This is a genomic window from Frankia sp. CcI156, assembly GCF_001983015.1.
Taxonomy (GTDB): domain Bacteria; phylum Actinomycetota; class Actinomycetes; order Frankiales; family Frankiaceae; genus Frankia; species Frankia casuarinae.
The window spans coordinates 24,847-43,476 of the sequence record NZ_MOMD01000058.1 but is presented as its reverse complement, the minus strand read 5'-3'; the positions used below and the strand labels follow the sequence as shown (position 1 = coordinate 43,476).

Sequence of the window (18,630 nt, the reverse complement as noted above, 5' to 3'; positions counted from 1 at the left end):
TGGCGGCACCGTCCAAGAACTACCGGTTCCCGACGAAACCGCAGGTCGCGATCCACTGCGTGCCCGCCGCGCGCCGCCTGGTCGCGCGCGCCGCCTGGTCGCGCGCGCCGCCCCCACCTTGTCCGGGCAAAGAGAAACCCCGGCCTGGACCCAGGCCGGGGCGCTCGTGGTCTCGGAGGGGTCAGCCGGCGGTCGGCACCGCCGCGGTCTCGTCGACGACGGCGAACAGGCCACCCTCGACATCGCGCCAGTCGCTGACGGGTCGGACGTCGAGGGTCGCGAGCAGCTTGTCGGCGCCCTCGCTGGGGGCGGAGAGGTCCATTCCCGATGCGATGGCAGCGCTGGCCGCCATGCTCAGCCCGGCCTCAGCTCCCGCCGCTGGCCGCGCCACCTGACCGGCTGGCCTTCGCCGCCAGAACGGCAACCCGGCACAGGACACCGGACGGCTGCGTCTCGGGCGCGGCGATCCGTGCCGGACGCCGAGAGTGACCGCATGAGCCGGTCGGCGTAGGAGTCCCGGCATTGCGCGAACCAGCCGCTCATGCATGACTACCTGTGGCGATGGACGCAGACAGCCAGGCTCGATTCATAGGTCAAAGCTATCTAGCCGGGTCGGAGGCTATTTACTCTGCGTGGTGGACCATGTGCACCAGCATCCGAATCGACTGATCTTGGTTGTAGGCCCTGAAATCGCCATCCGGCCGGTCGGCACTCGGGCGCTGACCAGGGCCGATTCCCAGTGACCGTCCGACCGGCAACATCGACAACCGGTTCGAACGTGCGTTCCGCAGACCTGGTGGTTCCTGGCACTTCCGCCCGTCTGCTGACCGTCATTGCGGGGGTTGTGGTGCGGGCGAGCGACCAGACATGCGCTGAGCCCGGGCCACGTCGCTACGGAGCCGGTCTTGCCGTCTGATCGAGTGCAACGAGAAGGCGTGCGCCGAATGCCGGGGCGCCGTGGGCACGCAGGTAGGTAGCGATGTCGTAGGCGGTCAGCGTGGGGCCGGATCTGCCGGTCCGGGCGGCGATGGCACGAACGGCCTTGACGACGAGGTCCGGGTGGAGGTCGAGTTCGTCAAGGAAGAAGTCGTCGAGGGACTGGCGAGTCAGGGGCATGGGAAGCGCGGCGGGTGGAAAGTCCGTGAGGTTGTCGGTAACGATCACGTCGGCTCGGCCGGCCATGGCGGCGGYGACGACGTGCCGGTCGTCGGGGTCAGGGAGTTCGATGGTCGGCACGAGCCGTTCCCAGCCGGTCACGGGGGCGTCCGGGAAGGTGGTCTTCATCTGCCGGAAGAGGCGGGTGAGGTAGGCATCGGCTTCTTCTGGTGACACGCCACGCTTGGCGAGCAGCGTGCGCAGGGTCCGTTCGAGCTCGTCCAGGATCTCGCTCGACCAGAGCGGCCGGTAGGCACCGGTGCTGGCGATCTCAAGCAGCATGTCGCGCGCCCTGCTGGGCACGAGGACGCAGGTGTCGAGTAGCGCTGAGAACATCCMGGTCAGCCTTCGGTCTTCTTGCGTGCGGCTTTCAGTGCCGCCCGGGTCTCGTCGGGGCTGACGTCGTAGAGGCCGAGACGCTCGGTATCGGCGACCATGTCGGCGAAGGCGAGGTCGGCGGCGTGGCGTTGGCGTCGGCGGTACTCCAGGAGGTCGTCGAGGCGGACCTTGCGGTGGCGGCTGGGCTTCTCGAACGGGATGGCGCCGCTCTCCAGCAGCCGAACCAGGGTGGTGCGGGAGATACGGAGCAGGTCCGCGGCTTCCTGGGTGGACATCGTCAGATGGTGCGGCGCCACCGTGACGGCTAGGCCCGCCTTCATCGCCGCGGCGACCTGCAGAAGGACATTGAACATCGGCTCGGGAAGCTCGACGCTGTGCCCGTCCGGGCCGGTGAGCCGAGGTCGCGGGTCGGCGGTCTGCCGGCCGCGGTCGCGAAGCGCGGCCAGGAAGTCGATGATCTCACCGGTGTCCTCGCCTGGCAGGTACGTCTCGTCGTGGAGCGGTTCGGGTCGGGTGGGTGAGGTCATGAACGGCCTCCAGGACGATCGGGGCGATCGGGGCGATCGGCATGCTCGTTTCGCTCGATTCTACGCCGACCATGCGCTGGTAGCTATCCACCGACGGCCACCGCGCCCATCCCCAGCTCGAACGAGGCACCCCGACGTCCGCGCGCCGTCGGATCAGTGCTCCGGAACATTCAGGACCAGAGGCCAAGGAGGGCTGCGTAGTCGCGGCGGCGGTTCGGTTGAGTGAGGATTTCGACGCTGTCGGTAGCCTGGTCGATCGCGCCGGGGAGATGGCCAAGCGGGCCGTCGGGTTGGTGTCCGAGCCGGGTGAGGAGGGCCCGCAGCCCCGGATCGCTGATCGCGTCGGTCAGCACGCGGGTGAGGCGTTGCGCGTCGAGTACCTGGATGTTTCGGGAGTGAAAGCGTCGCGGCGCGGGGTCGACGGGCTCGGCCAGACCGAGCCGGTTGGTGGCGGTGGCGAGGTGACTGGCCGCGGCGCACAGCGCTGCTTCGCGGTCCCGCCACCGCGGCGCATCGAGCGCGCGGCCCAGGTGCTCGCCGACCTGGTCCGCGAGGGTCAACTGCCCGAACGCGGTCATCAGCCATTTGCTGTACGGGGCCCAGCGGCATTCGAGGAGAAAGCCGATCCGGACGAGGTCACGGGCCAGGCGGGCGGCGAGTATGCGCGAGCCGAGGTCGTCGCCCCGGCTGCCGGTGCGGCCGATGAACGGTTCTTCCTGGCTGACCCGCAGCCAGCCGGCTGCCAGGACGTAGCGCCAGACGTCGTCTGGGTACCAGGCCAGCGCCCGGCGCCGCGCGGTGAGCAGATCGAGCGGGTCGTGCAGGACCACACCGGCTGTGAGACTGGCCAGGATCTGGGTCGGGGCCAGCAGCCAGTCCGCCAGATCCATCCCGTCGGCCGGGTCGACGCCGAGCCGGTCGACGAAGAACACCCGCGCAGTGGTCACCTCCACCTGGTGATGTGGCCAGCCGTCGTATCGGTCCCCGTCGGGATAGACAACCGGGAAACCGTCGAACCGCGCTGGCAGCCTCTCCATGGCGATCTCGATCGGCGTGGTATCGAGACCTGGCGGGACAAACAGCTGCACGCGGGGGCCGAAATCGTGGTCCGTGGAGACCTCGTCGTCGAAGCCGAGTACCTCGGAACCCTCACCGAGCAACGCGGCAGCGTGGGGCACGCCAGGGATCAGCGGCCGAACTGCCTGTTCGTAGAACCGTCGGCAAAGATCGCGACCGGACACGGCTCTGATCGTAGGGGCGACGGTGGGCTCCGATCGTCACATGGCTGGTCCGAGACCGCGGCTGTGCTGGGTTGCCGATCCGACCGCCAGTCACGCCGCGAGAAGAACCACCGCTCTCCAGGGGAGGTTGACTCAGTGCGCGGCATCGCTGTCTGGATCGCTTTTCCGGTCAGATCGAAGGCGTGGGCGTGCGCTCGTACAGCAGCACGACGCGGTCTTCGACAGGTTCGAAGCCGAGCCGCTGATACACGCTGTTGCTGGTCGGATTGGCCAGATCGGTGAACAACAGGACCTCGCGCGCTCCCGCTTCCAGCGCGGTCTGGCTCACCGCCGCTGTCACCGCCCCGGCGTAGCCTCTTCGCCAGAAGCCCGGCGGGGTATATACCGGCCCGATGCGGATCATCCCGCCTACCGGCCGGGTAATTCCGGCCACCGACACCGGCGCACCGTCGACCTCCCACAGGGTGAAGCCGCCATAGCTGAGACGGTCATCGACCCGCCTCGGGGCGTTGCCGGCGGCCGCACCGGTCTCTTCTTGGAACGCCGTGACCCAGGCCACGAGCAGGTCCTTGTCGGTTGCCTCGGCCGCACGAGGACGACCTGCGGGCTTTGGCTGGGGCGCTGCGAGGTCTCCGAGCCGATACAAACGCTCCCGGCGATGAAGAGATGGCGCGGCAGCTGTCCCCTGGTGCCAGGACGAGGCAAATGCGCTGGCCACCTGCGCTGGCGCATTTACCCCGGACAGCGGCCTTCCGCGCGGCCAGGACGCGACCAGCGACTCGACTGCCCGCGGCGGAACGGTCGTCAGAAGGACGGAATTCGGTGGGGTATGCACGAATGCGCTCTCGATGGGTCCGCCAGCCTCCAGCCACCAACCGAACAGGGGAGCCGCATCCCCGAATGCCGCCATGCCACGCGCTTGGAGCGTCTCGGCGACGGTGACCAACACGGTGTTCTCGGCCAGCTGGGACATCAGAAACTCGCCCGCCACCGCGAGAAACTCCTCAATGCTTCCGGTCATGAACCAGGCCACGCCCCATGGTCCCTGCTGGTGCCACGTCTGCGCACCCGGTTTTTCGCGAGCCGTCGGGCCAGCGGCTCTGACGCGCTTGCGGCGGCATGGCTGCCGATAGTCGAGTGATCTTCAAGCGTTAAGGCGGATGTGGCGGAGCTGGACGGCGAGTTGGCGTCCCTGTCGCACGAGTCGCCCTGATGTGTCAGGGCTGAGCGTGAACCCCGTGTGGCTTGCGACGTCATCCGCCACGGCGGAGATCGACAGGGTGTCGGTGGGGAGATGACGAGCGAACTCGGGAGYCCGCAGGACGTCGAGGGCACGGTCGAGCTGGCGGGCGCTGAAACTGCGGGACGTCTCACCGCGTCGGTGGATGCGGCGGATCATCGTCGTGCGGTCGGCAAGCAGCGTGACGTGCTCGACGCGGTGCCCGGCGGCGCGGGCCGAGGCCGTCAGCTCGCCGAGCAGGCCGGGGTCGAGGATGGTCATCGGCGCGATCACCGGGTCCTCGGGCCCTTGGAGAGCAAGGTGGAGCATTTCGCTGACCGCCTGGCGCCACAGGGGGACGTCGCGGAAGTCCATGCGCCGGGGCTTCGGGAGCATCCGGCGCATCGCGAAGCCGAGGTGCTCGGGGTCACTGATGAAGCTTCCGGGCAGTCTGCGGTGCAGGTTGTGGGCGACCTGGGTCTTCCCGACGGCGTTCGGACCGTTGATCCAGATGAGGGTCGGCACCAGCCGAAGAATAGTCAGGCACGGGCAGACCAACATCGCCCGCCACACGCCACGACGGCCGCCCGCAGTTTGACACAGCGAATGTGAACGGCCCGGGGGCTCGGCCAGCCTGTGTGGCTCTCATGTAGTGGCGGTCTCCGTGCACCGCGGCACGAGCAGGCCGCCGATCCCCAGGACGTCGTCGAGCAGCCGCCGCACACGCTCGACCTCGTCGGCGGTGCAGTCGATCAGTACCTTGACCTCCACGTCGCGCTTGCCCGGATCCGCCGTCACGAAGAATCCCACCACACCGGCGCCGGCGGCGCTGCCGCGGAAGACGTCCATACCGCCGCCGTCCGCGGCCACGGTGCCCTCCAAGTAGCCGTAGTCGACGGGGTACACGGCCCGCGGCACCCGCGGGTGCCTGCTGCCGGCCGGCGGTCCACCACCAGCCGCGAGGTGGCCACCAGTTCGTCGAGGTTGCCGAAGAAGTGTGCGCGGGAGGTGTCAGACATGATCTCCGCCGCCGAATCGAGGACGTCCACGAGAGAGGCCACAGACACGAAGCGGTCAGGGCCATGTACATTGTCCTGCCGGCTCACGGTCCCTGCCGGCTCACCCAATACGGCGGCGCCGGGGGTCCGGTCCGGGTCCGGGGCCACGACAATGGCGGACGGCATCTGGACGTGACTGTCCCCTTCATCCCTGTCCAGGCCCTCGGCGAACAGATTGCCCCGCACGTTCTTGGTGCTGACCCGGTCGCTGCCGGTGGCGACGACGGGTGTCGTCGCCGGAAGTCGCCGCTACGCAGTACCTCGACGAGGCGGACGCGGTTCGCACGGCGGCAAAGTGGTCGTCCAGCCGGGGCTCGAACCAGCGGCCGAGGTCCTGACCAGCACCGTTCCACAGAGCCGGACCTCAAAGTGATAGATCGCAAACCGCATTCGTCCAGGTCGGATGCATGATCAAAAAACTGGTGGACCATGTGTACCAGCATCCGAACCGATCGATCTTGGTTGCTGGCCCTGAAATCACTGTCCGGCCGGTCGCTACCCGGGCCCTGACCAGGGACGATGYCCAGTGACCGCGCCGACCGTAACATCATCTACCGAATCGAACAGGCGTTCCGTAGACCTGGCGGTTCCGGAGACTCCGGCCCGTCTGGTGACGGTCATCGTCGGGATCGTTGTCGGGTTGACGTTCCTGTTCGGCTTCGGCAATGTACTTGCCCTTGGCTTGCGTCTTGGCGTCCCGATCTGGGTGGCGCCGTTGGTTGCCYCGGCCGTGGATCTGTCGGTGGTCGCGCTTTTGCTCGGCACGCGGCACGTCGCCCTCCATGGCGGGCCCGTGGATGTGCTGCGAGCGGCACGGCGCATGCTCATCTTCGCTAGCACTGTAACGCTAGCGCTCAACATCGCGGAACCCCTGATCGCCGGGGACTACGGCAAAGCGGCATTTGATGCGGTTGGTCCGCTTTTGCTTATCGGATGGTCGGAAGTGGGCCCGGGACTACTTCAGGCCATGCGCCCAACCCCGTCTGATGGCCTGCCGGAAGGTGCACCCGCGGGCGGTGGCGCGCACGGTCTCGTGGCAGCCGAACCGCACGCGCAGCCAGAACGGCCTGCCACCACCGAGATGCGGCCGGCGCGAACGGGGCCGTCTCAGGTTGGTCGCAAGGCGCGCGATCAGGACCTGCTGCATCGGGCTCGGGCCGAGGACGTGCTGCACTGGCAGCAGTACCAGCGCCCGATCTCCGCGGAAACGCTGCGCAAGCGCCTTCATGTCGGTACTCCCACCGCGCGCAAACTGGTCGCGCAGCTACGCACCGACATCCACACCCAGATCGAAAGCATCTCCAGCCACCTCGACGGTATGCCCCAACCGGCCATGTGATCGACGGACAGGCGCCGATCCCGCGTTCACCGCGAGAGCATCGTGATCTCGGTGGGCGCGGGATCGCGGCCGAGGACAACGGGCCCACGACCGGCGCGGATCATCGCGGAAATCCACCGCGTCGGGTCCGCGGCAGACCAGGACAGGGCGGCGGTACGCCATCTCCAGTGTCGACTCCAGGACCCCGGCGCGCTGCTGGGCATTGTGTTGCTCGTTGTCGTGCTCGAAGGCGTCCTGGTGATTCTTGTGGGAGATTGGGCGCCCCCGATGGACTGGATTTGCGGCCCGTCTGGGGATGCAGGCGGCTCTCGGCGGGAGTCTGCTGTTTCTCGTCGCGTTGGTCAGCGCGACGACGAGGCTGATCATTTTCAGGCGTCGTCATCCTCGGTAGCGGTGGTGGGTCCGCTCACAGGGCGGCACACATATCGAGAGCCGCGACCGTCGGCCGGGAGGCCCGGTACTAACGATCGGGAGCGGCGGAACGAGCGGTACACGGCCCTGCTCGCTTTCTCGCCCCCCCTTGTGACTCCGGGCGGCTACCAGGTGAAGAAGTAGCTACACTTGGCTGATGGTGAGCCTGCCTGTGGTCCGCAACGAGGCTGGCTGACCGCGGAGCTGAACGGTAGAGCCGGCCGGCAGGACAGCGGCGATCTCCACCGACGGGTTGGCGCCGGTCTCGATGCGCAGGGCGCCGCCGTTGAACGTGATGCCGCCGTGAATGTTACCGGCTTGGATGATCGACCCGTCGACGGTGCCGCCGCCGACGTAGTTGCGGACGCCGCGATTGCCGGGTACGGGTTCGAGCGCGACCCCGATGCGGATTTCCGTCCCGTTGTCGACGACCGAGGCTGTGTCGAGGTAGCGGTCGGTGTCCGTGGCCGTGGCTGCCGAGAGGGTGATCTGTGCGCGGTCGGCGTCGCCGTCACCGACGAGGGCGACGTTCGTGCCAGCCGCAGCCAAGAAGAGCCGGATCGGCCCTGCCTCGGTAGCGGTCACAGTCCGTTGATAAGCCGAGGTCACACCTGTGACGATACCGTTGACGGGCGATCCCCAGGAGTGGGATCGGTGGCTGGGTGCCGAATCCCCGGTCCTCGGGACGAGCTCGTATCCCGCCCGCGTGGCGGGATGCAAATTTGCGGAGCGGTCGATGTGACGCGGTGCCAGACTCGGGCCCATGACCGATGACCCGTTGTCCCGACTGCGACAGTCGGTCGGCGTGAGCCGGGAGTTCGGCCAGGTCTGCGAAGCGGTCGCGGGCGAGTACATCGATGCAGGCACCGAACCTCCGTTCGACATCCCGTCGGCGGACTTCGCCACCGATCCCTGGCTCGGCTGTGCCGACCGCTACTGGCGGCGCCGTTTCCTGGCGGAGCCGACCGTCGAGGTCGCGGCCCGCTGCGCCCGCTGGCTGATCGACCACTGCCAAGATCAAGCGGTCCGAACGGAGATCGTCGAGAAATGGGCGTTGGGCTACGCGTTCATCACCCGGGACACCGTCGAGCCCGCGGCGGACGTCACCACAGCCACAGGCAGGATCGTGCGCGACAGCGCCGGCTCCGCTGAGGTGGCCTATTTCGCCGCGCTTTACCACGCAGGGAAGCTCCGCGCCGATTTCTGGTTCGAGGCGTTGGACCGGTTCGTGTCGTCGTCCATGCTGGCGCGGGCGTCCGGCCCGCACCGCGACGGCCCGCTGTTCACCGCGCTGAGTGCGTTCGCCGCATGCGGTATGAGGGACACGTCGCGGGGGGTGGCGCTGGTAGAGGCCGCATGGACGGCCGAGCCGCGTAGCCGTGAGGTCACCGACATCTGCCTGCACGGGCTCGACGTCGCCGGCCCCTTCGAGGGCCAAGGTGAACTGCTRCGCCGCTACGCGACCGACACCGTGGCCGCGACTCCACAGGCGCACCTGTGGTGGTACCGGCGGGCCCGCGGCGAGCGTCGATGCCGCGACCTCGATGCCGCGTTGACCTCGATCGAGACGGCGCTGACCTGCCTGCCCGCGCAGGGGGCCCGCAACGCGCACGAACACCTCCAGGAGCGGTACCTACGCGAACGCGATCTGATCATGACGATGATGGAGGGGAGTCAGCGGTGGACAGCGCCCGGTCGGCGCCCGGCACCGCGGTGGGTGCTCCCGCTGGCCGCGGCCGGGGTTGCTGTCCMGATCGGGGGCGCGGTGACCGTGGGCCTGGCGGTGACCTCTGACCTGGGCGACGCGATCGGGCGAGGGGCACTGCTCACCGCGAGCCTCCTGGCGTCCGCGCTCGTCATCGCCGCGGTCCTGCGCGCCGCACGGCAGCTCGCGCCCTGACCATGCGACCCGCGGACGGAGCAGTAGGAACRTGCGGCAGGTCGGCACGGCGGATGGTCGGCTGCGGCCCGCAGGCGGGGCCGCCGGGTCGGGGGTCGCTGCATGGCGGGTGACGGAGCTGGCCGGGTGGGCACCGTGGCTGGCACCAGCGAGGGCGATRCTGGCTGGCGTGAGCGCGACGACGCGACACACAGGGCAGTACACGGCCAGTTCTTGGGACCGTGGACTCCGACGCCGACGGGTGCCGAGGAACCGGAGGCGGTGTGGTGCACCAGCCGTCTCGCCGACGATGTCTACTGGCAGGCCGGTGCGGTGCATGAGGCGTCCCACGCCGTGGTCGGGACCGCCGTCGGCCTGCCGCTCCTGCACGCGACCTTGGAGAGTGACAGGTCCGTCCGCATTGGCGGCGTCGTGTCGTTTACCGGGCCCGGCGACGCTCAGCTTTTCGCGGTCTGGCTCGCCGCGGGTGCCGTCGGGCAGTCACAGTGGCTGTGCGCCGCTGGCTACGGTCACCCTGAGCTGCACCGCTGTGTAAGGGCCATTGGGGGCGGCGCGGACCGGGCCGAGGCCGAGCGGCTCGCCGCGCAGGGATTCATCATTGATCTCCAGYGTGCTCACCTCGACGCGTCCCGGCTGCTCGGCGACCCGGGGCTCTGGGCGGCTGTGGGGCAGACGGCCCGGCTGCTGCTCACGCGACGACATCTGACGTCCGCGGACGTCGTCGCCGTCCTGGAGACTCACCGCATCACCACACAGCAGGTCTGGACACCGGATATCGGACCTGCGGACGGTTGACCTGCGTGCGCGGTCCCGCGGTTCGACCCTCCCAAGGCGACGAGCGCGCGGACCCGCATCGCCGCGTCCACTGACCCGGTGGGCTATCGGGGCTTGGCCGGGCCTGGGGTCCGTGCGGCTGCGGACTGCGCTCGCGGCGCGAACCCGGTCCGGGCCGACCTGCCCGAGGGGCTGCGGGCCGCGGCCGACTGCACCCGCGACGCCGCTTTGCCCGTCATCGGCGTCGACCGTGACGACCTCGCGCTGCTCGTCGTACTCCGTCCAGACCTGCTACCGCTGCTGCCCATCGTGCTCACCTCCGTGCCTGCCCCGGCGTCTCCGCGCCGACCGGGTGGGATGACGCCAACCAGCTGGCCGTCCGGCGGTCGTCTGGTTGATCCGGCCAGCATGACCACCGCCGCGGGAGCCACCGACCGTACCCAGGCTCGCCGGCAACGGGCCGTCGGCTGACAGGCCGAGAGCGGCCCGGTACTCGGCGTCGCGGACGTCACGGCGCCGCCGCGTCTTCTCGTCCCTCATCGGCATCACCCGTCCTGCTCACATCGGGACGCTCCTGTCCATGCTCGCGCGCCGACGGCGGGCGTGCGACAGCAGACATGATCAAATATTGGGACTTGTCGGCTGGTGAAAAGCGGGTGGCCGGCCCGTCATGCCGCTCACGGACCTTCCGCGACGCATCGTCGCGGACCCGCATGGAAGGGAAATCGTCACATGGCCCAGGTTCGGTTCGCGACGTACAACACCCTCGACCTCTTCGCGTCCGACAGTCCGGACGAGCGGGAGCGTTACCGGCGAGTTGTCGAGGTGATCCGCGGTCTGGACGCGGACGTGGTTGCGGTCCAAGAGATCATCGCCCCCGATGTCGAGGTCGCCGCGGGGCGGCTGCGGACCCTCGCCGACGACGCCGGGATGGAGTGCACCTACGAGCCGAACCGGCCCGCGATCGCCGCCGGCCGGCAGCGCTTCCACGTCGGCCTGCTATGGCGGCCGGGGCTGAGCGTGGTCCCGGGGTCGTTCCGCACATACGGGGCGGCGGACTTCTGGCACGCCCTCGCGAAGATCACAATCGAGATTGCCGGACGGCAGATACAGCACGCGAGCCACCACGCGACCCCGTTCGGCCGGCACATGCGGGCCGACCAGATGGAGCGGGTCGTGGCGGTGATGACCCGACCCGAGGGCAGCCCGCCCGGCCTGATCGGCGCGGACTGGAACTGCGTCGGCGCCGACCGGCGGCCGGACGGCTCCTACTACGACCCGGACCCGTATGCCGACAGCGACTGGTACGCGGATTTGATCTACCAGACGGTGTGGGGCTACGACGAGCGGGGCCGCCGGCGGCACCGGGCCGACCGGGAGCCGGGCGAGGTGCTGTACGCGGGCGGGCTCGCGGACGCCGCGGTCGTGCTGGATCGGCCGTGGGAGGCCACCGTCGGGCACTGGCCCGGCAACACCTTCGGAGACCGGCGGATCGACGCGATCCGCGTAACCGCCGAGATCGCCCCGGCCCTGCGCGCGGTCGAGGTCACCCGGACCGAGCTCGCGCGCAGCGCCTCAGATCACCTGCCCGTCACAGTCACCTACGAGACCACGGCTCTCGGCGCGCAGGCGCAGCGCAGCAACCCGCAGCTTCCCTCGTGAGAGGAACCGACCGAGGGCAGGCGAGTGAGACCTGACGGTCTGCGAGGATGATCCCCCAATGGTGGTATGCGGGGGGCGGCGATGACGACTCGGTACCCGATGTGGCCGCCGGCGGTCGTCGAGGGGATCTGCGACGTCCTCGGCCGCACGGACCGGCCGGGACTCACCGGTAGAGAGATCGACCGGCTGCTCGGCATGCTCGGCATCGCCGATGTCCAGCCGGGCGCCAGCAAACGGGACCGGCTGTGGGCCGCGCTGATGAGCAAACAGCAAGCCRATCAGGCGAGCAACTGCATCATCGGGTTAATCACCGAGGCGATGGCGCCCGGCCGCTACCTGGAGGACCCGGCCCGGTTCGAGGCTCTGCGCGATGGTCTGGCCGAACCTCTCGCTCTGGTCGGATGCCGGGTCAGCGACGAGGGCAAGGTGGCGCGGGCGCGGAGGGCGACCACCCTGGATGAGGTGGCCGCGTTGGCGGGACGGCTACGGACCGAGCTCACCCGCCGAGGTGTGCACCCGGAGGTCACCCGGTACTGCGAGGAGTAGATCCTTCGCAAGTCGCTGTTCCACGCCGTGTTCGAGGCCACGAAGGGACTCGCGGAACGGCTGCGGCAGCTCGGCGGTTCGYAGCTCGACGGCGCCGCCCTCGTCGACTACTGCTTCGCGGTCAAGACCGGTTCCCTGCGGATCAACGCCTTCCGCACTGAAACAGAGATCAGCGAGCACACGGGGTTCGCGAACCTGCTCAAAGGGGTGTTCGGCACGTTCCGTAACCCTCCGGCCCACACGCCACGGGCCACGGCGGGATGGACCATCACCGAGCCCGACGCCCTGGATCTGTTCTCGACGCTGTCGCTCCTGCACCGACGCCTGGACAGCGCTACCACGGTGTCGCGGCCATGACCGAACCCGACGGGAGACCCATGGAGATCAACGACCGGCAGCTCGACGAAATCCTGGCCGACTTCTCCGCCCTCGGCCGGCCCACCTACCTCGATGATCCTGCCCTGGGCTTCGGGCACGCCGCCCTCGATCGAGACGACCTCGGCATCCCCCGGTTCAGCCCCGACCTGCCGCAAGTCCCGGTCGCYCTGATCGAACGCCACCAGGCGCTGTGGACCCACCCCGACAACCCGACGCCACGACAGGAGGTGTGGACCGAACTCGCGCTGGCACAGGGCATGCAGCGCATCGGCCCCCTCGGCGTRCACCGACTGCCCAACCTGGACGGATGGCTGCTCGGGGAATGGCCCCGCGACGGCGGTGGGCTCCAACTCCAACAGCCCGACGGCAACCTGTTCGTGTACGCGTTGTGCACTCTCCCCGCCGACTGGATCACCGCGGCCCGCCACTACGGCGAGGTTCTGGTGCTACACGGCCCACACCTGGGCCTGCGCATCCCCTCCGGCGATCCCGACGCCGAACAGCGGCGCGCAACCGAGCTGGCCACCGCGCGGGAGGACGGGCTGGTCACCGGCGGCCTCATCCTGTGGGGACGGACGCTCGCGCCCTGATCCATACCCGCGTGAGAGATCGCGGCCGGTGATCGGCACCGCCCGCCGCAGGATAGGCGGGGTTCGTCGTCCACTCACCCGTCCCGCAGCGTCCGTTCGCGGGGCTCGCGGTGGGAGCCGAGGAGTTGCGCTTCGAGGTCGGCGAGGCGTTTGTCCAGGAAACACCAGTCCGTTCGTGGCACGGTGGCGCAGGTTCGCGCGGTCCTCGACGTTCGCCCTGTCGACTCTGGCGACGCGATCCGTTCCGGTGGCCAAATCGCCACCGATCGGCAATCTCGGTGGCGACATCCCTAAGGAGAGTAGAGGTGCGTCACCGCGTGGGCGAATGCGGCCCGGGTGGCTGCGGGCACCCCGAGACGGTTCCAGTGGGCGTTGACGATGGTGGCCAGGACATCAACGAGTCCGCGGGTCAGCAGGTTGTTGTCGGCGGCGTCGGCGAGCCGTTCGCCTGCGTCGGCGCAGCCGTCCGTCCACGCTGCGGCGGACGCAAATGCCAGGTCGGAGGCTGGGTCGGTCAGGGATGCGAGCAGTTCCGCGCCGAGGCGGCGCGCGCCGGTCGGGTCGACGTTGGGATGGGTCGCGGCGAGGCGGGTGTAGACGTCGCCGCGGGCGGGCCAGGCGAGTCCGGCGGCGATCATCAGGGTGTCCAGGACGGCGACGGACAGCTCGCGGCGGCCGAGCGGCGGATCGGCCAGGCGGGCGTAGCCGAGGACGGCTCGGCTCTCAACGACGAAGAGATCCTGGGCGATGGCGGCGCCGGTAAGTCCGCCGAAGGGCTGCGGGTCCAGTTCGTAGGGCTCCGGAACGGTCGCGGCGACAGTTCCGGTTCGTCCCAGCCGACGGATCGCCTGGCCAGCGGCGGCGAGGTCGGGATTATGCAGGTAGATCCGCCAGGCACGAGGCTCCCGCCGAAACCACCACCCGACCGACCGACGACTCGCGCACAGCGTGTCGAGCACCGGGGCCACGATGGTCGACATCGTCGTCTCGGCCTGCGTCCGGTCGCCGAAGACGACGCGGACGGTGTACCAGCGGCCCGCGGATCGCGCCTCGACCGCCCTTTTGCCGCCTGCGTGGTAAGTCGCGAGGGCGGCTTGCAGATCCACGGCCGACAGACCGGTTCGGGCGGCGACCTCGGGGAGAGYCTCTCCGGCGAGGACGGYCCGCACCGCCTCCGCGACCTGGCCAGCAGGCGTCGTCGCCGGTTTCGCCGTTGTCATCTGTCATCCCCTGTGGGCACGCCTGGAACCGGACGCAGTTCGGATGGCCTACGGCTTGCGCGCGATGGCCGCGTAGCAGGACACCTCCGCGTCCGTTGGATCACCGGCGGTGTTGGGGGCGTCGGGGTGCCAGCGGTGTGCGACGACGACCCCGGGATCGACCAGATCAAGGCCCGTGAAGAATCGCTCGACCTCGGCTCGGCTGCGGGCCTGGGCAGGGATACCGCGGTCCCGGTAGATGGCAGCGGCCCGGTCCGCCTCGGCGGGCGCGAAGTCGGCGGTGGCGTGCGTGAGCGCCAGAAAGCTACCAGCGGGTAGTGCGTCCAGCAGCGTCTTCACGATGCCGTAGGGGTCGTGGTCGTCGAGCAGGAAGTGCAAGATCGCGATCAGTGACAGCCCGACCTGCCGGCTCAGGTCCACAGTGGCACGTACCTCCGCCGAGCCAAGGATCTTCTCCGGGTCCCGAAGGTCGGCATCGAGGTAGGCGGTGGCGCCTTCCGGACTGGTGGTCAGCAGGGCACGGGCATGCGCCAGGACGACGGGATCATTGTCCGCATAGACGACCCGGGTATCGGGGGCTACCGACTGCGCTATCTCATGCAGGTTCGGGCTGGTCGGGATGCCAGTGCCGATATCCAAAAACTGGCGTATCCCCGCCTCGGCGGCGAGGAACCGCGTCGCCCGCCGCAGAAAACCCCGGTTCTCATGGGCCACCGTCCACGCCTGGGGAAATGCTGCCAGCACCTGCTCGGCGGCTTCCCGGTCGGCGGGAAAATTGTCCTTACCGCCCAAATAGTAATCGTACATGCGCGCAGAGTTGGGTGCATCGGTGCGGAGATCCGTCGTCGCAGCTGTCTCCTTGGCCGCTGATTGAAAGTTCCAGCCGCCGACCGTGCTGTCCTCGTCCGTCACTGACGCCACTTCCGCTGTTCCCTAGTCTTTGGGCTTTTCTTGTGTCCATGCAAGGTTTCGACGATCCGCAGACGGTGGTGCGCTGCGTGGAGGTCCGCCTGCCCCACCGGACCTTGTCAACGGCGGGGCGGGCGACGGTGGACATGCCTGGCGCGGGTCACGCTTTGCCGAGGATGCGGTTGATCGTCGAGCCGCAGACAGGGCATGAGCCTCGGGCCATCCGCCGGCGGGACTCGCTGATCCGGACCTCGCCGGTGTAGTGGCGTTTCTCCTTGCATTTGAGGCAGTAACCCTCGTAGCTGGAGGTGCTGTCGGACACTCGGACTCCCTTCCGGGTCCGCCCCCGGTTGTGGTCGCCGGATTGGACGGGCTGGTTGATAACGCTCGTGACGGTGATGGATTTGGAAGCAAAGGACTGGCGCTGTTGCGAGCGTTGCGTTGTGTCACGCCTCGCTGTCGATGGCCGCGTGGCAGCCGACCATGGCGTCGGTAGTGGGCTGATCGTCGTGGGCTCGGTCGGGTGCCAGCGCTGGCACGGCTCGATGGCTGGCGGAACGCGGGCTAGCGTTTCAAGGAGCCGGGCGCGAGTCATTCCCCGAGGAGCGAAGAGGTGATTCGGGGTCGCGCGCCCTGCCTGACCTGCACCGAGACCGTCGGTGAGCCGCATCCTCTTCACACCGATTGGCGCGAAACGCTCCCGCGCGAGGGACGCATCCCGCGCGGTGCGGCGCGCCCACCGGCATGCCCGTGTCCTGAGACTCCGCGACGAGGCGCGGCGGCCTAGCCGCCCGAGACCGCCGACCTGCGAAGATCGAGATAGGCCACGTTGGTGCATGCTCTGGGCCTAGCGGCCACCGGGGAGAGCGCACGGTGCGTGCGCCAAATAAGAACGCTGAACAGCAATATTGTGTCGTGCGGGTCAGTGTTCGTCGGCGCGGCGACGAGGTTGATTGTTCTCGGGCGCTGTAGGAGTCCCCGGGAACCGCAGCCAGGCCGCTCGTCGGGCGGCGAGGACGGGGATCGTGCTGACGGTGACGTCGTCGAGATCCTGCCAGTAGAGGCCCTCCGGGCGGTGGGGTGGCCCGCAGGTGATGGTGCGGGTGGGGGTGACGATGAGGTCGACGCTGAAATCGTGGCGGGTTTCCGGGAGGTCGTCATCGACGACCTGAAGGTCATGGACCGTGGTGACGATGATGGTGGTGGACTGGATGAGCCCGGCTTCCTGGAGAAGCGCGAATTCGAGGTCGGAGTAGCCGGCGCCTTTCCCGAGCCGAACGCCGGCTCGGTTGACCGCGACGCTGCCGCACACGACGATGTCGACGGGGTCCATGTCGTCCACGCCGACCGGGTCGGCGATGGTGGCGGCGACGTGCCGGTCGGCGGCCTGCTCGGGAGGCAGGGGCAGCACGGCGGGGTCGAGACGGTAGAACGGCAGCGGCTCGGCCAGTCTGGGCACGGCCATGTAGACGGTCTTGCCGTCGCGCAGCGCGTGGGCGCGGACGGGTTGCTGCGCCCGATCGGGCACAGCCTTCACGACGTGCGCCGAGGTCCACGCGGGTAGGGCGGCCAGCCGCGTGGCGGCGACCTCGGCGCCGGTGAACGCGGGGATATACCCATGGACGCCCGGTGGCGCGGCCTGTTCGCCTTCCAGAAGGGCCCAGATCCGGTCGCGGACCTGCTGTTTGGCGTCGTGGACGTCGCGGTTCATGGGGTTGTAGGGACTGGGGGCGCCATGACATCGAGGAGACGGTCGCAGGCGTCGCGGACGGCCGGCACATGGCGCCAGGGCCCCAGTTCCCGGCTGATCGTGAACGCCATCGTGATACCGCCGCCGCCCCGCGTGCGGGTGACCACATCGAGGGCCTGGCTGAAAGCGTGCGCGGCCTCGTCGGGTTTGCCTTGGCGGATCTGGGCGAGCGCRAGGTTCCCCAGGACGATCGCRTCGGCCTTGGCCGGGTTGTGAAGGTGGGAGTAGGCGTGTCCCAGGAGCTCCTCGGCCGTCCTCGGCTGGCCGAGGAAGAGGTAGCAGGAGCCGGCCATGCGGGGGATGTGCCTGGGCGAGTACAGGTAGCTCGCCTCGTCCGCGGCGTCGGTCCTGCCCAGAAGGTGTTCGGCGTGGCCGAGCAGCTGTTCGCACTCGGCGGTGTCGCGTTGCATCGCGTACGCCTCGGCGGCGTGCAGGGCGGCCAGCCCGGCGAGGACGTCGCTGGAGCCTTCGGTCACCGCCATGCACCGGCGAGCGAGATCGAGCGCCGTCTGTGGGGCCCGCTCACCGTGCAGAGCGACGATCGTGGAGCGCAGCAGCGCGAGTCCTTCCGCGATCGGATTGCGCAGCTCCCGGCCTGCGGCGGCGGCCCGGTCCAGATAGGTGTGGGCCTGGCGGTGGTCGCGTCGCTGGGAGGCATCCCAGACAAGCTGGCCCATCAGGATCGCCGCCTCGGCTTCCGCGGTCAGCAGTTCCCGGCGCAGCCGCATCGTCGGTGTCTGGGAACGCAGATAGCTCACGAGAGTGAGCAGCTGGCCTGCCTCGGGCAGCAGCTCTGTCGGCGGCGTGCGGTCGTACTGGGCATCGAGGTCTTCGACCCGCTGGCGCAGGAGCGCGATCGTCACCAGATCCACGGATCGGGGCTGGTCGCGGACATGGCGGAGACGCTCCTCGACCGGCTCGTGCTGACCCACTGCCAGGACAGGCCAGGTCACAAGATCGAAGGCCGGGCCGCGAGCCGGTCGGTCCCGCGAACGGTCGGCTGCGGATCGGGCCAGGGGCGGCGTTCCGGCCAGGGCCCGACTTGGCGGCGCAGACGGGGCCGGGGCCGGCGCGGAGGCGCCCATGCTGGTAAGGAGAAGCCGATCTGAGGGGCTGAGATGGTCGTGGTCGTCGAGGTCGAGCAGGGTGTGAACATCGGTGCCGTAGACGCCGGCGAGCAGGGCCAGGGTCTGGGGCATGAGCCGGCGCACGCGTGACCGGGGGAAGTTCTCCAGCTCGCTCAGCTTCGGCTCGGTCATCGGTGCTTTGCCCGTGGGGTCGAGCCCGTGTTCGGCGGCGTAGGCGTTGATCCGGTCCGCGGCCTGTGTCAACGTCCAGCCGAACGCATGCCGATGCGCCGCCCGAGGGCGAAACCGGTAGCGGCGGGCGAACTCCGCGGCGATCTCCTGATGCGTCATCCCGCGATCCCGCATCCGACTGCGCAGGTCGTCCTGTTCGGCGCGCAGGCTGGCCTTGGGCCTGGACATCCGGGATATCCCCTCGCCGGCGACAGGCTCTCCCGGCGGAGAGCCCGCAAAAGCAATCAGTCCGTCTCACGGTAGCCGTACGGTCACGTCGCCCGCGGCGTGGCCTGGTCGGTGCCTGGCCGTCG

21 protein-coding genes are annotated in these 18,630 nt (G+C 69.2%); 8 read left to right on the top strand and 13 right to left on the bottom strand.

The window, feature by feature from the left end; all coding sequences use genetic code 11:
• Positions 1-181: 181 nt before the first annotated feature.
• The 7 genes from CcI156_RS25895 to CcI156_RS19060 form a co-directional block, all read right to left on the bottom strand.
• Positions 182-352: a hypothetical protein gene (locus CcI156_RS25895; RefSeq protein WP_023841971.1), complete on the bottom strand. Its 171-nt coding sequence runs from the start codon at positions 350-352 to the stop codon at positions 182-184.
• A gap of 539 nt (positions 353-891) precedes the next feature.
• Positions 892-1,491 carry a PIN domain-containing protein gene (locus CcI156_RS19085; RefSeq protein ID WP_076807271.1) on the bottom strand — a complete coding sequence of 200 codons (600 nt, stop codon included), beginning with the start codon at positions 1,489-1,491 and terminating at the stop codon, positions 892-894.
• A 5-nt stretch (positions 1,492-1,496) separates the two neighbouring features.
• The gene (locus CcI156_RS19080; protein ID WP_011436292.1) at positions 1,497-2,021 is read right to left on the bottom strand and encodes a helix-turn-helix domain-containing protein; all 525 of its coding nucleotides are present in this window, start codon (positions 2,019-2,021) and stop codon (positions 1,497-1,499) included.
• Positions 2,022-2,191: 170 nt separating this feature from the next.
• Complete coding sequence (locus CcI156_RS19075; RefSeq protein WP_035733906.1) at positions 2,192-3,262, bottom strand: DUF4037 domain-containing protein; 1,071 nt, start codon at positions 3,260-3,262, stop codon at positions 2,192-2,194.
• Positions 3,263-3,431: 169 nt separating this feature from the next.
• Positions 3,432-4,295, bottom strand: coding sequence for a GNAT family N-acetyltransferase (locus CcI156_RS19070; RefSeq protein ID WP_023841968.1), 864 nt, complete (start codon positions 4,293-4,295; stop codon positions 3,432-3,434).
• 111 nt (positions 4,296-4,406) lie between these two features.
• A complete protein-coding gene (locus CcI156_RS19065; protein WP_254847516.1) occupies positions 4,407-5,006 on the bottom strand; it encodes an ATP-binding protein in 600 nt (199 codons plus the stop codon).
• Between the two features lie 120 nt (positions 5,007-5,126).
• Entirely contained in the window at positions 5,127-5,399 is a 273-nt protein-coding gene (locus CcI156_RS19060; protein ID WP_023841967.1) for a hypothetical protein, read from the bottom strand.
• 666 nt (positions 5,400-6,065) lie between these two features.
• Here CcI156_RS19060 and CcI156_RS19055 point away from each other — a divergent pair.
• Positions 6,066-6,878, top strand: coding sequence for a hypothetical protein (locus CcI156_RS19055; RefSeq protein ID WP_076807268.1), 813 nt, complete (start codon positions 6,066-6,068; stop codon positions 6,876-6,878).
• Between the two features lie 555 nt (positions 6,879-7,433).
• Here the strand turns inward: CcI156_RS19055 and CcI156_RS19050 are convergent.
• Positions 7,434-7,874, bottom strand: a complete 441-nt coding sequence (locus tag CcI156_RS19050; protein ID WP_023841966.1) for a hypothetical protein — start codon at positions 7,872-7,874, stop codon at positions 7,434-7,436.
• A gap of 178 nt (positions 7,875-8,052) precedes the next feature.
• Between CcI156_RS19050 and CcI156_RS19045 the strand changes: the two genes are divergently transcribed.
• The 7 genes from CcI156_RS19045 (at position 8,053) to CcI156_RS19020 (ending at position 13,139) form a co-directional block, all read left to right on the top strand.
• Complete coding sequence (locus CcI156_RS19045; RefSeq protein WP_076807266.1) at positions 8,053-9,189, top strand: hypothetical protein; 1,137 nt, start codon at positions 8,053-8,055, stop codon at positions 9,187-9,189.
• A gap of 261 nt (positions 9,190-9,450) precedes the next feature.
• On the top strand, positions 9,451-9,984 hold the full coding sequence (locus CcI156_RS19040; RefSeq protein WP_139341547.1) for a hypothetical protein: 534 nt from the start codon (positions 9,451-9,453) through the stop codon (positions 9,982-9,984).
• 93 nt (positions 9,985-10,077) lie between these two features.
• On the top strand, positions 10,078-10,434 hold the full coding sequence (locus CcI156_RS25890) for a hypothetical protein (RefSeq protein ID WP_011436282.1): 357 nt from the start codon (positions 10,078-10,080) through the stop codon (positions 10,432-10,434).
• Between the two features lie 261 nt (positions 10,435-10,695).
• Positions 10,696-11,625: an endonuclease/exonuclease/phosphatase family protein gene (locus CcI156_RS19030; RefSeq protein ID WP_011436281.1), complete on the top strand. Its 930-nt coding sequence runs from the start codon at positions 10,696-10,698 to the stop codon at positions 11,623-11,625.
• Between the two features lie 81 nt (positions 11,626-11,706).
• Positions 11,707-12,171, top strand: a complete 465-nt coding sequence (locus CcI156_RS26325) for a hypothetical protein (RefSeq protein WP_217697722.1) — start codon at positions 11,707-11,709, stop codon at positions 12,169-12,171.
• Positions 12,172-12,528 (top strand): TIGR02391 family protein, encoded by a 357-nt coding sequence (locus tag CcI156_RS26320; RefSeq protein ID WP_371681823.1) that lies wholly within the window; start codon positions 12,172-12,174, stop codon positions 12,526-12,528. It abuts the gene before it with no gap.
• Between the two features lie 20 nt (positions 12,529-12,548).
• On the top strand, positions 12,549-13,139 hold the full coding sequence (locus CcI156_RS19020) for a hypothetical protein (RefSeq protein WP_011436278.1): 591 nt from the start codon (positions 12,549-12,551) through the stop codon (positions 13,137-13,139).
• A 290-nt stretch (positions 13,140-13,429) separates the two neighbouring features.
• Here CcI156_RS19020 and CcI156_RS19015 read toward each other — a convergent pair whose 3' ends face one another.
• The 5 genes from CcI156_RS19015 to CcI156_RS25880 form a co-directional block, all read right to left on the bottom strand.
• Positions 13,430-14,359, bottom strand: coding sequence for a thiopeptide-type bacteriocin biosynthesis protein (locus tag CcI156_RS19015; RefSeq protein ID WP_076807261.1), 930 nt, complete (start codon positions 14,357-14,359; stop codon positions 13,430-13,432).
• Between the two features lie 48 nt (positions 14,360-14,407).
• Positions 14,408-15,280, bottom strand: coding sequence for an SAM-dependent methyltransferase (locus CcI156_RS19010; RefSeq protein WP_011436276.1), 873 nt, complete (start codon positions 15,278-15,280; stop codon positions 14,408-14,410).
• A gap of 148 nt (positions 15,281-15,428) precedes the next feature.
• Complete coding sequence (locus tag CcI156_RS25885) at positions 15,429-15,590, bottom strand: DUF5679 domain-containing protein (protein ID WP_162865199.1); 162 nt, start codon at positions 15,588-15,590, stop codon at positions 15,429-15,431.
• Between the two features lie 600 nt (positions 15,591-16,190).
• Positions 16,191-16,979: a 5-formyltetrahydrofolate cyclo-ligase gene (locus CcI156_RS19005; protein WP_011436274.1), complete on the bottom strand. Its 789-nt coding sequence runs from the start codon at positions 16,977-16,979 to the stop codon at positions 16,191-16,193.
• A complete protein-coding gene (locus CcI156_RS25880) occupies positions 16,976-18,505 on the bottom strand; it encodes a tetratricopeptide repeat protein (protein WP_011436273.1) in 1,530 nt (509 codons plus the stop codon). Before CcI156_RS25880 ends, CcI156_RS19005 begins: the two co-directional genes overlap by 4 nt.
• Positions 18,506-18,630 lie beyond the last annotated feature (125 nt).

Excerpts from the sequence above, each read along its gene's own strand:
- CcI156_RS25895 (WP_023841971.1), bottom strand. The coding sequence starts at position 352 with ATGGCGGCCAGCGCTGCCATCGCATCGGGAATGGACCTCTCCGCCCCC.
- CcI156_RS19080 (WP_011436292.1), bottom strand. The coding sequence starts at position 2,021 with ATGACCTCACCCACCCGACCCGAACCGCTCCACGACGAGACGTACCTG.
- CcI156_RS19030 (WP_011436281.1), top strand. The coding sequence starts at position 10,696 with ATGGCCCAGGTTCGGTTCGCGACGTACAACACCCTCGACCTCTTCGCG.
- CcI156_RS19005 (WP_011436274.1), bottom strand. The coding sequence starts at position 16,979 with ATGAACCGCGACGTCCACGACGCCAAACAGCAGGTCCGCGACCGGATC.